This window comes from Colwellia sp. 5_MG-2023, assembly GCF_030547795.1.
Classification (GTDB): Bacteria; Pseudomonadota; Gammaproteobacteria; order Enterobacterales; family Alteromonadaceae; genus Colwellia.
Map to the genome: position 1 here is coordinate 40,025 of NZ_JAUOPW010000015.1, position 14,674 is coordinate 54,698.

Annotated in this window: 13 protein-coding genes; 5 read left to right on the top strand and 8 right to left on the bottom strand. The window is 34.4% G+C overall.

The features are described from left to right. Positions 1 to 122: 122 nt before the first annotated feature. Positions 123 to 2,933 carry an insulinase family protein gene (locus Q4496_RS11230; protein ID WP_303610463.1) on the bottom strand — a complete coding sequence of 937 codons (2,811 nt, stop codon included), beginning with the start codon at positions 2,931 to 2,933 and terminating at the stop codon, positions 123 to 125. 198 nt (positions 2,934 to 3,131) lie between these two features. Between Q4496_RS11230 and sixA the strand changes: the two genes are divergently transcribed. Next, positions 3,132 to 3,674 (top strand): phosphohistidine phosphatase SixA, encoded by a 543-nt coding sequence (gene sixA / locus Q4496_RS11235; RefSeq protein WP_215974586.1) that lies wholly within the window; start codon positions 3,132 to 3,134, stop codon positions 3,672 to 3,674. 33 nt (positions 3,675 to 3,707) lie between these two features. Here the strand turns inward: sixA and smrB are convergent, their stop codons facing one another. Then, entirely contained in the window at positions 3,708 to 4,280 is a 573-nt protein-coding gene (gene smrB, locus Q4496_RS11240) for an endonuclease SmrB (RefSeq protein WP_215974585.1), read from the bottom strand. 144 nt (positions 4,281 to 4,424) lie between these two features. Between smrB and prmB the strand changes: the two genes are divergently transcribed. Both prmB and aroC read left to right on the top strand, forming a co-directional pair. Then, positions 4,425 to 5,372 carry a 50S ribosomal protein L3 N(5)-glutamine methyltransferase gene (gene prmB / locus Q4496_RS11245; protein WP_303610464.1) on the top strand — a complete coding sequence of 316 codons (948 nt, stop codon included), beginning with the start codon at positions 4,425 to 4,427 and terminating at the stop codon, positions 5,370 to 5,372. 105 nt (positions 5,373 to 5,477) lie between these two features. Continuing rightward, positions 5,478 to 6,608, top strand: coding sequence for a chorismate synthase (aroC, locus tag Q4496_RS11250; RefSeq protein ID WP_303610465.1), 1,131 nt, complete (start codon positions 5,478 to 5,480; stop codon positions 6,606 to 6,608). Positions 6,609 to 6,767: 159 nt separating this feature from the next. Here aroC and Q4496_RS11255 read toward each other — a convergent pair whose 3' ends face one another. After that, on the bottom strand, positions 6,768 to 7,226 hold the full coding sequence (locus Q4496_RS11255; RefSeq protein ID WP_303610466.1) for an Hsp20 family protein: 459 nt from the start codon (positions 7,224 to 7,226) through the stop codon (positions 6,768 to 6,770). Between the two features lie 341 nt (positions 7,227 to 7,567). Continuing rightward, on the bottom strand, positions 7,568 to 8,140 hold the full coding sequence (gene tpx, locus Q4496_RS11260) for a thiol peroxidase (protein WP_354668422.1): 573 nt from the start codon (positions 8,138 to 8,140) through the stop codon (positions 7,568 to 7,570). Between the two features lie 281 nt (positions 8,141 to 8,421). On the opposite strand from tpx, the gene Q4496_RS11265 reads away from it, so the two are divergent. Together Q4496_RS11265 and Q4496_RS11270 are read left to right on the top strand one after the other, a co-directional pair. After that, the gene (locus tag Q4496_RS11265) at positions 8,422 to 9,528 is read left to right on the top strand and encodes a response regulator (protein WP_215974580.1); all 1,107 of its coding nucleotides are present in this window, start codon (positions 8,422 to 8,424) and stop codon (positions 9,526 to 9,528) included. A gap of 58 nt (positions 9,529 to 9,586) precedes the next feature. After that, positions 9,587 to 10,552, top strand: a complete 966-nt coding sequence (locus Q4496_RS11270; protein ID WP_303610467.1) for a GGDEF domain-containing protein — start codon at positions 9,587 to 9,589, stop codon at positions 10,550 to 10,552. Positions 10,553 to 10,592: 40 nt separating this feature from the next. Here Q4496_RS11270 and lnt read toward each other — a convergent pair whose 3' ends face one another. Genes lnt through Q4496_RS11290 form a run of 4 tightly spaced genes read right to left on the bottom strand, consistent with a single transcriptional unit; the run spans position 10,593 to position 14,530 of the window. Next, positions 10,593 to 12,170, bottom strand: coding sequence for an apolipoprotein N-acyltransferase (gene lnt, locus Q4496_RS11275; protein WP_368411055.1), 1,578 nt, complete (start codon positions 12,168 to 12,170; stop codon positions 10,593 to 10,595). Then, positions 12,163 to 13,056 carry an HlyC/CorC family transporter gene (locus Q4496_RS11280; RefSeq protein ID WP_215974577.1) on the bottom strand — a complete coding sequence of 298 codons (894 nt, stop codon included), beginning with the start codon at positions 13,054 to 13,056 and terminating at the stop codon, positions 12,163 to 12,165. The genes lnt and Q4496_RS11280 overlap by 8 nt, the downstream gene beginning before the upstream one ends. Positions 13,057 to 13,082: 26 nt before the next feature. Next, positions 13,083 to 13,538 (bottom strand): rRNA maturation RNase YbeY, encoded by a 456-nt coding sequence (gene ybeY, locus Q4496_RS11285; protein ID WP_215974576.1) that lies wholly within the window; start codon positions 13,536 to 13,538, stop codon positions 13,083 to 13,085. Beyond that, the gene (locus Q4496_RS11290) at positions 13,538 to 14,530 is read right to left on the bottom strand and encodes a PhoH family protein (protein WP_303610473.1); all 993 of its coding nucleotides are present in this window, start codon (positions 14,528 to 14,530) and stop codon (positions 13,538 to 13,540) included. The genes ybeY and Q4496_RS11290 overlap by 1 nt, the downstream gene beginning before the upstream one ends. Positions 14,531 to 14,674: the final 144 nt, after the last annotated feature.

Here is a 14,674-nt window from a genome sequence, read left to right on the forward strand (position 1 = left end):
TATACAAAAAAAGAAAAATAAGGTTTGTACCATTAAAAATCATGCACCGCTTTAAGTCAACTTTTCTCTTTAATTGTTTTAAATACTGCTTATTATCTACTCATAAATTTATATCGGTAGTGTTAATATTTTCTTTTACTTTTTTTAGTGAAGTAGTTAGGTGTTATTATATTTTTTCTCTTTAATTTTGCTTCTATTTTTTGCGTGAATTCAGGTTCATTTGTTGGTGTAGACATAAGAATGATTCTGTCAGGGTGGGAAATAGTCATCAATTGAGCCTGAATAAAGGTTATTATTTCTTCAAACTTTATACTTAAAATAACGTTGATAAGTTGTTTAATATGTGAAAAGTGTACATCTTTATTGCAAATAGCTGCCCAGAATCGCTGACTTTTTATTCTTAAGTTATTATCTTTTTCTTGCAACTGTCCAGCTAGACCTTGAATAAGGTGTGTCCAGTCATCTGGAGAGATGCTTGTTATTGTTTCAACACTTTCATTAATGAAGCGATCAATAGCCTGCGTTAAGGTAATTGCATCGGTATGTGGCGACTGAATGTAAAAGGCAATGCCTGGGTAGCGATTTATTGGAACATAACCAACACCGACTAAATAACCATATTGTTTATTTGTGCGCATCTCTTGAAAGAATAAAGGAGATAATAGGTGACTAGTTATCATGGCTAAAGCAATTGAGTGATTATTTCTCGTTTCTAATGGGGCGTACACTACGGTTGCATGATCATGTTCCGGTATGGTTATTGGGAGTACAAGCGTTTCTGTATTGGATATATCAACAACAGGGCAAAGAACTGAATAGCCAGCATGATAATTGTGATTAAATGCGCGTTTAATGTTAGCGACTATCTCATTAGCATGTTCCATTAGCCAATTACCATGGATAAGTACTTCTAGGGTAACTTTTTCGAAAAGCTTTTTACTATAGGCTTGATAATGGGCAAAGGAAATGTGAGTTAAAGCCTGTGCTAAATTGGCTGACGTTGGGTTGTTTGGTTGCATCAATGAACTTAATGTGGAAAATAATTGTGAAATAGATTTACTCTTATTGCTATTTTCCCAATGATTGATTAATTGTTTTTTAAATAAATTGAAATCGTCTTGAGTGATATAATGATGCTTTAAGCGGTATATAAGTTTCTCTAATAATTTAGGCTGATTTTCACTAAATCCTGATATTTGTAACGTCATACCACCTTGATGAGCATATAAATGATAGTGAATAGAGGCAAGCTCTGCATCATAATTTTCTTCGATTACGGTATTGGTGAATAAGTCGACAAATAACCGCGTCATGGCAATATTCTCTATACTCTCTATTGAGCAAGGTGAATCTATACCAACATATATATACCCTTTGGGGACTTTAAAGGTTGTGTCTTGTTGATACCATACAACTAAGCCATTAGAGTCTTCAATTTTTGTCGGGTGTTTTTTATCATTATTATTATCAAAAATTTGTGGTTTACCTGTAATGTAAGGGTTTTCTTTAGGGAGATATAGAGCCTTATTTTCCTGAAAAGCTTCACTGGTTGGTGTTGATAGGTTATGCCAACGAGCTAATAGGTGCTTTTCTATTTTAGTGACATGATAAGGAACTTGATACCAAGTACTGGTTTTAGAAAAACGGTTGTTTTGGCTAACGTGAATAATGCGTACATTGTCTGCATTCAAATAATTAAGTAAATGATTAACATTTTTATGACTCATACCTGACATGATGTAGTCACCAAAAATATAGTCTTTAGCCGGATAATGCTGCATATTAATGACCAATTGGCTTACATTATCGAGCGGGGGGCACTTTTCATGGTAAATAAAAGCGAGTTCAGCAATGGTTTGTTTTTCTTTATAGTAGTAGCAAGGGATTTTTGTGGATTTCAACAAACCAATATAGGAGAAAACAAGGCTAATAATTTCATTAATATGTGCTTCACCTAATTCAGTTAAACTAATGCTGACGTTAAAATCTTTAAAGTTAGAGCCATTAATGCCAGAGCCTGCGGTTAAATTCATCGCCCATTGTGTTTTTTTTAGTGCTGATAAAATACTGCCTTTACCTTCATGTCCAATTAAATAAGCTAAGATAGATTCAGGTTTATCTTGATAATATTTATCAATACTTTCCATTGCAAAACTGATAATTAATTGATGTTCATTCTTTACCGGCTGCACATCTATTTGTATACCTTGATGTTCAGATAGATATAACGGCTCAGTAATTTTATTTAATGGTTGGCTATTGTTTTGAATGCCACTGAACATGCTTTCGGCTAAGTGTTGTAATTCAGCTAAAGGTTGTGGCCCTTCAATGGCAAGTGTCATAGAACTTGCTTGGTAATATTGATTGAAAAAAGCGTTGATTTCCTTACTTATTGATTCATTATTTCTATCTGCAAGTGTATCTAAATTTCCGACAGAAAATTTTGAAAATGGGTGGTGTTGATTAATTGTTTCTTTATGTACGTCATATAACCGTCGAACATCATCCTTTAGTTTTAATTTAAATTCAGCTTCAATGTTTTTTCGTTCTGTGACAACAAAGTCATCGGAAAGTAACGGTGAAATAAAAAACTGACTGAAGCGCTCTAATGCTTCGGTAAAATATTGATGTTGGATATCGAAGTAGAAACAAGTGTGCTCAGTTGCAGTCCAAGCATTGTTACTGCCGCCATGTTGGTTAATAAATTTTTGATACTCACTACCATCAGGAAACTTACGTGTACCTAAAAATAACATATGCTCTAAGAAGTGAGCTAAACCTTGCCTTGTTTGTGGATCATTAAAATGCCCTGCATTTACCGCTAATGCAGCGGCAGACTTTTCAGACTCTGCATTATTAATCAGCAAAACGCGTAGACCATTGTCCAAAGTAAGTGGTTGGTATTTTTTTAAATCATTTGGACTTTGCTTCAAGTTGCAGCTCCTAAATTAGCTTGAGAACTCTTTTTTAAATTGAGCTGTTTTTTTATTAATTGGCAGCCTTTAAATTACCTTATGAAATAAGTAGAGTCTAATTTATTCTTAACAGTTGATTTATATTCTATTACCATTACTATAGCCAAAATAAAGACAATAAGGGTAAGTTTATCTACTCGATAAACTGGAGAATAAATGCATATTTTTATCATGCGCCATGGAGAGGCTGCAAATACTGACACTGAAGACTCAGTTAGACCGTTAACAAAAGTAGGCATTATTGAAACTACCAAAATGGGAGCGTGGTTAGCACACCGAAAATTATCGCAAGTGAAAGTGTTTGTTAGCCCTTATCTTAGAGCTCAGCAGACGTGTGCGAATGTTATTGAAGCTATACCTGAAATGGCAATTAATAGTGGACTCATGCCTGAAACACTTAATTTAATTACGCCTTCAGGTAACCCGCAGCAAGTGCATGATTTTATTGATGGCTTCATTAAAGATATTGGTTCTTTTAATAAAGAGACAACTCTAGATAAAAAACAAGGTGTCTTATTTGTTTCGCATATGCCTTTTGTTAGTTATTTTGTTGCCGAGTTAACTAATTCGAGCAATATGCCACTTTTTGCGACAGGAACAATAGCGATAATTGATTATGATATTGAAAAAATGCATGGTGAATTAGTCGGTATGGTATCACCAGAAAATGCAGAGCTTTACAGTGAGGAATTTTTTTAGTTGTTATTAGCGTAAGTTAGCTGAATCGATATATTACATTCTTGTAAATTTATCTTTGAGTTCAATAAGAGCTAATAAAGCGCCATTACCACCCCATTCTAAAGGCGCTTGGTGAAATGCCATTACATCAGGGTGTTGCACTAACCAATGAGGAACTTTATTTTTTAATATCTTTGAACCAAGACCATGAATAATACAAACGCATTGCGCATGTTCTTTTTGACAAGCATAGAGTAATGCAGCTATTTCTTGCTTGGCTTGATGTTGATCTAAACCATGTAGATCTAAAATTAAATCAGGTTTGTATACACTACGTCGTAAATTCTTAGCTTCAAAACTGTCAACATCGGCGCGTACATATTTCATTGGCCCCTGTTTATTTAAATTGGGTTCAAACTCATCAGAAAAATGAAATTGTGCATGGGCTTTGTTTTTGTGTTGTAACGTACTTTGTAGCGAATTTTTTAGCTGATATTTACTTTTTGGCTTGCTGAGCTTTTTATCAAAGTGTATTGTGTCCACCTTTAAAGGTTTCACCTTGCCAATGGCTTGTTGAAACAACTTTTCTTCCACGTTGTCGTTTGATTTTTGAAATATATCTTTCATTTTTATCATGGCAGTTTAAAAATATCAGTTAATCTTTACAAGAGATGAATGTAATGAATTATAATCAAACAAACGTAATTGATGATGCATACATTCTAAAGAATGTAGAGTATACAGAAAACTTAAAGGTTTTAGGAACTAAAAATGAGTAAGTTCACCGCCGTAACGAGCCAACTTCACACAATCGCTGATTATTGCCGATATGGAGCAACGTTATTTAATCAAGCAGAGTTGTTTTATGGCCATGGTAGCGATAATGCTTTTAACGATGCTTATATATTAGTTATGTATGCTTTGTCTTTACCTAATGATACTGACGACAGTATTATGTCATGTCGTTTGATTGAAACTGAAAAAGTAGATATTTTGGGTTTGTTTACTCGTCGTATTGAAGAGCAAATCCCTGTTGCTTACATTACGAATGTGGCTTACTTTGCCCAACTACCTTTTTATGTAGATGAACGTGTATTAATCCCTCGTTCACCGATTGGTGAATTAATTGAAACTAAATTTTCACCTTATATTGCGAAAAACAATCCACCTAAGCGTATTTTAGATTTATGTACCGGTAGTGGTTGTATAGCAATTGCTTGTGCTAGTTATTTTGACGAAAGTGAAATTGATGCAGTTGATCTATCTATAGATGCGTTGAATGTTGCTCAAATAAATATAGAAAATCATGGCCTTTGTGAACAAGTTATTCCAATTCAGTCTGATATATTTTCTGGGGTTGAAGGGCAAAGTTATGATTTAATTGTCAGCAATCCACCTTATGTTGATCAACAAGATATTGATAGCTTACCGCAAGAATATCATCATGAGCCTGAAATGGGCTTAGGTTGTGGGGAAGATGGTTTAGATATTGTTCGTGTTATTTTAGCTGAGAGTGCTAACCACCTTAACGATGAGGGATTACTTTTTTGTGAAGTAGGAAACTCAGAAGTTCATGTTAAAGCCCTATATCCAGATGTTCCTTTGACTTGGCTTGATTTTGAACGAGGCGGGCATGGTGTTTTTATGTTAACGAAAGCGCAGTTGATTGAGTTTTCAGATGTTTTCGTTGCTGCTTTAAAACACGATTCAATAAATTAAATAGTACTAAGCTAGTTTAAGTAATTAATATTAGTGAGTTAATATTAGAAATTAGCAGTATAAATTCATATATTTGTAAAATAAGAAATAGATCTTGGAGCTAAAATGTCAGGCAATACCTTTGGAAAATTATTTACCGTCACCTCATTTGGCGAAAGTCACGGTTTAGGACTAGGCGCCATTATTGACGGTTGTCCTCCGGGAATCGAATTATGTGAAGAAGATTTACAGATTGACTTAGATAGACGCCGTCCAGGTCAATCACGCTTTACTACAGCTAGAAATGAAGCGGATAAAGTTAAAATAATGTCAGGTGTTTTTGAAGGAAAAACCACTGGCACGCCTATAGGGCTTATTATTGAAAATACAGATCAGCGTTCTAAGGATTACGGAAATATTGCGCAAAGTTTTCGACCAGGCCATGCGGACTATACTTACACACAAAAATATGGATTACGCGATTATCGAGGGGGCGGTCGTTCGTCAGCAAGAGAAACAGCTATGCGTGTTGCTGCGGGTGCCGTAGCTAAAAAGTATTTATTGCAAAAGTTTGGTATGAAAATACAAGCTTGTGTTACACAAATTGGTCCTATTTCGGCAACAACTGCTGAAGGAAAGCCACTTGATTTTGCAAACATTAATTGGAATGAAGTTGAAGAGAATCAGTTCTTTTTTCCAGATAATAATAAGCTTGAACAGTTAGACCAATATTTACGTGATGTTATGCGTACTAAAGACTCTATAGGCGCAAGACTTAGTGTTGTTGCAACAAATGTACCTGTAGGCTTAGGCGAACCTATTTTTGATAGACTTGATGCAGAGATTGCCCATGGTTTAATGAGTATTAATGCTGTTAAAGGTGTCGAAATTGGTGATGGTTTTGCTGTTGTTAATCAAAAAGGCTCTGAACATAGAGATGAGCTAACGCCGGGAGGTTTTAATAGTAATCATGCTGGTGGCGTTTTAGGTGGAATTTCTTCAGGACAAAATATTATTGCTCATTTAGCCTTAAAGCCGACATCTAGTATTGGTGTTAGTGGTAAAACAGTTGATGCTAATGGCGAAGCAGCAGATATTATCACTAGAGGTAGACACGACCCTTGTGTTGGTATTCGTGCAGTACCTATTGCTGAAGCTATGTTAGCACTAACATTAATGGATCATTACTTAAGACACCGCGCACAGAATGCTGATGTAGTTTGCACAACGCCGGTGATCACAAAGCATTCAATTTAATTTTTATGATGTAGTTATTTACTCAGTAACTATTTAGCAAGTTGTTGTTTTTCAATTAATCATAACTCATAAATTATCATAACCTAGACATAAAAAAGCCCAGTCAATGACTGGGCAAAAATAACAAATAAGTAGGAAATAGGGGAGAATTACAAACGCTTAACTATCACTTAGTAAGCTTTTACCATTGATTGCAATTTTTCTTGGTTTTAACGCTTCAGGTATTTCTCTCTGCAAATCAATATGTAATAAACCATCCTTCATAAAGGCACCAATGACTTTAACATGTTCACCTAATTGAAACTTTCTTTCAAAATTTCGTTCGGCTATCCCTTGATGTAAAAATTTTCTCGGTACTTGTTTTTCTGAATTATTATTTAGTGCTTTTGTGCCAATAATAATTAGACTGTTGTCTCTTGATTCGATATCAATATCTTCTTCACTAAAACCAGCCACCGCCATAGTAATTCTATACTTATCTTCGGCTAGCAGTTCTACATTATATGGTGGGTATGAAGATTGTTTTTCAGCTTGTGAAGCTTTGTCAATTAAGCCAGCTAAGTGATCAAAACCAATAAATGAACGGTAAAGTGGGCTGAAATCTGTAGATGTACGCATAATAAAATATCCTAATAATTAGCAATAATAATATTATTTTAAACAATAAGTGATTGTAACTTCTGATCTCTATATTGAGCGACTCTTACCAACTAGGTTGCATAAAAGTAAATTTTCAATACGCTATTACATAGTGATATAAAGTAATACTCATTGATAAAATAATGCTGCCTTTCTTACCTAATGTAGGCGTTAACGAACAGGCAATGAGTTATACCATTTGGTATTTTGTAGCCCCTTACGGCGACTACACTAATAAAGATGGGACTGGTAAAATATTTTTCAAGGAAAAAAATAAAAATATTTTTATTATATTGATTTATATGGAATTATTTATTTAATTAATTATCAGGTAACTCATCATCGTTATCATTATCTTTACTTTCAACGACTAAAATGGGGGCTATATCTCTCACTGCTTTTAATGCAGCGGTGTAATCTGGATGTTGAGAAATATTTTTAACTAATTCTTTATATTTCACTTTTCCTTGAGCATCAACAATAAAAATAGCACGAGTTAGTAAGCCCATATCTTTGATAATTAAACCGTATTTTTCACCAAAATCACGCCAAACTGAGTCGGATAGTACTTTGATTTGATCAACATTTTCGACTTTGCAAAAACGCTTTTGCGCAAAGGGTAAGTCATTACTGATAGTTAAAATAGTTATATTACTGGGTAATTTTGATGCTTCATCATTAAAGCGTTTGGTTTGAATAGAGCAAATGCCTGTGTCCAAACTAGGAACAACAGAGATTAAAATAGTTTGATCTTTAAAATCAGATAGTTGCACAGGCGCAAAGTTTTTGTCTACTACTTTAAAGTTAGGTGCTAGATCGTTTATAGCCACTTGAGTTCCAAGTAATGTGACATACTTATTATTTGCTTTAACTAAGTTTTGTGTTTGATTCAAATTGTCCTGACTAAATGCTTGAACATTGAAAGTTAAAAGAGAATTTATAATGAGTGATGCAAATAAAAATTTGTTTAAGCTAGTAGTTTTCATCATTAGTTGGGATAATTAGATTAAAAATTAAGTTTACCGTTTTTCTGATCTAATTTCTGCATTATTTTTAATAATAGTTGTCAAGTTCTGAAAGATTAACCTATTGTTAGATTATATTATGAAAGTATTTTACTTGATGTAAATAAAGCCTTCATATTGTACATTTTTCTTAAAAAAGTGATATCTATATGTCCACTAAGCTACTAATTTGTGACGATTCAAATATGGCACGAAAGCAACTTGCACGATCTTTACCTGATGGTTGGGATGTAGAAGTAAGTTTTGCAACGAATGGTATCGAAGGGATTGAAGCCATAAAAGAAAACAAGGGAGATGTGTTACTACTTGATTTAAATATGCCTAAAATGGATGGCTATCAAGTACTGGAAGCTATTTTAGCGCAAGATTTACCAACATTAACGATAGTGGTTTCTGGTGATATTCAACCAGAAGCACATAAAAAAGTTATTGGATTAGGTGCATTAGCCTTTATTCAAAAACCTGTTAATAAAGATAAATTAACTGAAGTTTTATTGTCTTACGGTCTATTTACAAAAGATGAACAGCAAAATGATCTCCAAGATATTTCTGATCGTATACCAACAGCTAGTAAGCCTGAGCCAACTAAAAGTGGTAATAAGCAACTATCATCGCCACAAGCGAATACTAGTTTCACACCGACCTTAAGTGATGAATTAACTTTAGCGCCGAGCCTACGTGACTGTTATCAAGAGATTGCTAATGTTGCTATGGGCAGAGCAGGTGATTTATTAGCGCGTTTATTGGATGTATTTGTAAAACTACCTATACCTAACGTAAATTTTATTGAAGTTAGTGAGCTCAGAATGGCATTGGGGGATGTTGAATCCAATGAGAGTACATCTGGTGTTTGTCAGGGCTTTATTAGCGCAGGGATATCAGGTGAAGCATTACTTATTCTTAATGATTCAAGTTTTAAAGATGTCGCTTCTTTAATGAATTATCAGTATAACGAAGACGAAGGTACAGAGTTAGAGCTTTTAATGGACTTATCAAACGTATTGATTGGTGCTTGTTTAAAAGGAATATCAGAACAATTAGATATTAATTTTAGCCAAGGCCATCCCGTAGTTTTAGGTCAACACAGAAAAATATCAGAATTAATCGCTAACAATGTAAATAAATGGAAAAAAACTTTAGCCATAGAGATCAGCTATAGCATTGAGAGTTATGAGATTAAATGTGACTTGTTGCTGCTGTTTACCGAGCAATCAATGCGAACGTTGAATAATAAACTTACTTATTTGTTAGAGTAAGTTTATTACTCGTTGAATAAATTTAAACCGTTATACTTAGAAAGTAGGATTAGACCGTATGTCGTTAGAAACCTCGCAGTTAAATGAATTACACTGGTTAATGGAAATGCTTCACAGCATTGACGTTGGCTTAGTTGTTTTAGATACAGAATATAAAATTCAACTGTTTAACGGTTTTATGGAAAATCATAGTGGTTATTTGCCTAGAGAAGTAAAAGGAAAAATACTTTTTGATCTCTTTGATGAAATCCCTAAAGATTGGTTTAAACGCAAAGCTGAGTCGGTATTTTTATTAAAGAATAAAGCATTTACTATTTGGGAACAGCGACCTTATTTATTTAAGTTTGATAGCTATCGTCCAGTAACCGGTAGTGCTGAGTTTATGTATCAAAACTCGACATTTATTCCATTGGCTTCTTCTACGGGTGAAATAACACATCTTTGCTTACTTGTTTATGATGTAACCGATAATGCTATACATAAAATGAGTTTAGAAAAGGCAAATGCCGAGCTTGCTATTTTAAGTCAAACAGATGGTTTAACTAACTTATTTAATCGCACTCATTGGGAAAGTTGTTTACAAGCAGAATACAAACGTTGGATTAGAAGCCAACACCCTTGTTCGTTAGTGATGCTTGATATTGATCACTTTAAAAATGTGAATGATAGCTATGGCCATTTAGTCGGTGATGAAGTTCTTCGGCATATTTCAGCGTTAATCAAAGAACAGGCACGTGAGACTGATATTTCTGGTCGTTATGGTGGTGAAGAATTTACTATTTTACTCACTGATACTGAATTAAAAAGTGCTTATGTTTTCGCTGAACGTCTGCGTAGAGCAGTAGAAACAGCCGTTGTGAATTATAATGATATTAAAATTAGTTGTACTGTGAGTATTGGCGTAGCTGAAGTAGATGCAAGCATAAAAACGCCAGCAGCTTGGATTGAGTGTGCAGATGCGGCGCTTTATAATGCAAAAGAAAATGGTCGCAATAAGGTAATATTACATTCAAAACAAGATTAGTTTACTTTTTAGCCATTAGAATAACTAGAGATTCTAATGCTTACTTGTTTGGTATTATTCTTTGTTTAATAAAAATAAATACCATTGGTACTAAAATAATTAGTAATAATATTAATCTTGGCCACTGGCTATAAGGTGTTTTTCCTACCACTAATGGTACATCAGCTTTTAATACACCTTCTTTAAATTGTGGAATGCGAGCAATATAGTCGCCATTATGGTCAACAATAGCAGTAATACCATTATTTGTTGCTCGTAATAATGGTCTGCCAAATTCTAATGCGCGCATACGTGCAATTTCCATATGTTGATGTGGCCCATGAGAATGACCAAACCAAGCATCATTACTGACTGTTAGCAGTAAATCAGTTTCAGGTATTAAATTAGCGGCTAATTGATGAGGAAAGGCGATTTCAAAGCAAAGTAACGGTAGTAAGTGTAAACCGTTAGCGACTAAGTTAGGTTGAACATAATCACCTCGACTAAAAGAAGACATAGGGAGATTAAAAAGAGGAGCTAATGGACGTAATAATTCTTGAAAAGGGACAAACTCACCAATAGGTAATAAATGGTGTTTAGAATAACGGTTTTGATGATTATAGTAATAGCTTATTTCATCTGTCGGCTGTGCTTTTCCTAGAGTAATTAAACTATTGAAATACTCTTTACTTTCAAAGTTATAATTAAGAATTCCGGTAATAATAGCACTATTATTTAATAGAGCGGAATCGTTTACAGTGGTTAAATAGTCTTGAACGGTAGGCTCTAATGCCGGAATTGCTGATTCAGGCCAAATTATAATATCGGCATCATAATTTACGCGGGTAAGATCTAAATACTTGAGCATGGTTGGCCACTCTTGTTCAGGCGACCACTTTATTGATTGTGCAATATTCCCTTGAACTAGCGCTACTTTAGTGGTTTTACCATTCGTTTCCACCCATATCATTTGAGATAAAACAAAGCTAAGCAAAGCCAATGAACAAATAATACTTGTAGGGAGTACCAATTTCCCACGTTTTTGCTGTGTTAATGCGATAAAAATTTTAACTAAAGATATATTTATCAATAAGACAATCGCTGTTACCCCTACCTCACCAATTAAGGGAACTAAGCTCGCCAAAGGACTGTCTATTTGGCTATACCCTAATGATAACCAAGGAAAGCCAGTAAGGACTACACTACGTAGATATTCACAAATAAGCCAAAATGAAGGTAATAGCCATAAGTTTAATTGCTGGTTATTGGAAAACCGGGCGGTTAGGTAAGCAGCAAGAGCAGGGAATATTGTCAAATAAAGACAAAGTAGCAGCATTAAGGCTAATGAAATAATTAAGGGCAGACCACCAAATTGGTCAATACTGACATGAACCCAACTAATACCGCTAGCAAACCACCCAAAGGCAAATAAGGCCATGAATTTGGCTGCTTTTTTAGGTGAAGTATTACGTATTTTGTAAAAAACAAAAGCAGGAAGAAATAAGGCTAAATACCACTGCGAAAAAGGGGCATAAGCGAAAACTAAGCTTAAGCCAGTTAAGAAACTAAGCCAATAATCTTTATTTTGTAGTTTTTTCAGTAAACGTGAATAGACTATGTTAACGTTTATTTTAGTCACTCACTTTACCATTGATTGTATGTTTTTTATTAACGGTTACTTGTAACATTTGCATACATCGAGTATCGGCAGCTACTACTTTAAACTCAAAGTTGCCAATAGTTACTTGTTCACCTTTTCGTGGCATATGATGTAAATTTTGTAAAATAACGCCTGAGATCGTATCCGCTGATTTCTCGTCAAAATCACTGTTAAAATAACTGTTAAAATCTTCAAGTTCGGTTAATGCTCGAACCAAATAGACGTTACCAGCGAGTACTTTAATATCTTCTTCAATATCTTCATCGGTTTCATCTTCAATTTCACCAACAATTTGTTCAAGAATATCTTCTATTGTAATAACACCTGAAATACCACCATATTCATCAGCAACTAATGCCATATGATAACGATTAGAGCGAAACTCTTTTAACAAAGGCTCAACTTTTTTGCTTTCGGGTACAATGATGGCTGGGCGAATTATGTTATTTAAACTAAATTCTTTGTCATCTATGCCTAAGTTAACGCTATTAAAACCAAAAGCGATTAAATCTTTAGCTAATAAAATACCATCTACATGATCAATATCTTCATTAACGACAGGGAATCTTGAATGTCCAGACTCTAAAATTATTGGTAAGAACTCATCTAAACTTTGGTTTCTATCAATAGTAACCATTTGTGAACGCGGGATCATGATATCGCGAACACGCATCTCTGATACACCTAAAACGCCCTCAATCATTAGTTTGGTTTCAGGGTTTATAAGTTCACGACCCTCAGCACCAGTTAATACGTCGACGAGGTCATTTTTATTTTTCGGTTCAAGACGAAACATATGCATAAAGTTGTGAAAAAATGATTTCTTCTTTGAACCGCTATTCGAGTGGGGGTTGTCATCGCTCATAGAGCTTGGGTATTTCCTATATTAATTTATACGTTATATGGATCATTAATGGCTAATGTAGCTAAAATTTTAATTTCTAGCGCTTCCATTTCATTTGCATCAGTATCGTTTATATGATCATATCCTAATAAATGCAAGCATCCATGTATTACCATATGTGCCCAATGATCAAATAATGCTTTTTTTTGTTGCTTTGATTCTTCTTCGACAACCTCAGAGCAAATGATTAAATCACCCAACAAGTTGAGTTCAATGCCTTCAGGGACTTCGAAAGGAAAAGATAACACATTAGTCGGTTTATCTTTTTGTCTATATTGTTTGTTAAGTTGCTGGCTTTCTTGTGCATTTACCAGACGTATAGTTAACTCAAACTCTTTTTCTGTAACAGTTGTTAATGCTGCATTAACCCACTGTTGAAAAAGTTCAGCAGTAGGTAGATTCTGCGCATCACAGGCATTTTGTAAATCAACAATATGTTTCATTACTCAGTACTACTTAATTTATTTTCTTTTAATTTTTTTTGTCTATTTAATTCTTGTTCATGAGACTCATAAGCATCAACTACTCTAGCGACAACAGGGTGACGAACAACATCTTTCGATTGGAAAAAATTAAAGCTAATACCATTAATGTTTTGTAACACTTCTATAGCATCACGTAAACCTGACGTTTGGTATTTAGGTAAATCAACTTGTGTTATATCCCCTGTGATAACCGCTCTAGAATTAAAGCCAATACGTGTTAAAAACATTTTCATTTGTTCAACTGTTGTATTTTGACTTTCATCTAAAATAATAAAGGCATCATTTAATGTTCTACCACGCATATAGGCTAAAGGGGCTATTTCAATAACATTACGTTCAATCAACTTTTCAACACGCTCAAAGCCTAACATTTCAAATAATGCATCATAAAGCGGTCTTAAGTAAGGATCGATTTTTTGTGATAAATCACCAGGTAAAAAGCCAAGTTTCTCCCCCGCTTCGACAGCAGGGCGAGTTAGAAGTATGCGACGAACTTCTTGTCGTTCTAATGCATCTACAGCACAAGCGACTGCAAGATAAGTTTTACCTGTTCCTGCAACACCTACCCCAAAACTAATATCATTGGTGATTATATTTTGTACATAGGTTTGTTGGTTACCATTACGAGGCTTAACTACACCACGTTTAGTTTTAATGGTAACCATTTTTTCATAGTTAGCACCTAACTCTGACGCTTCTTTAGTGTTGTTTGAAGTATCGGTTGCGCTATCTTGCTCCAACATATCAGCTTCAATAATTGCAAGATGCACCATTTCACTGGTTATTTCTTTATGTTGTCCTTTTACGGGAGCTGTTTCTATATACAGATTTTTTAATAAATTAATAACGGCAATACAATGACTATCTTTACCTAAAACGGTAAATTGACTACCACGGTAACTAATTTTAACCCCTAAACGACGTTCAATTGTTTTGAGGTGATCATCCATAGGACCACATAAATTAGCCTGACGAGCGTTATCAACAGGCTCTAGGCTTAATTGATGGTTATCTTGTTTACTTGTTTGCTCTAGTGATTTATCAGTCAAAATATTATCCAGTATTTTATATGTTCATCTAGTATTAATAACAAT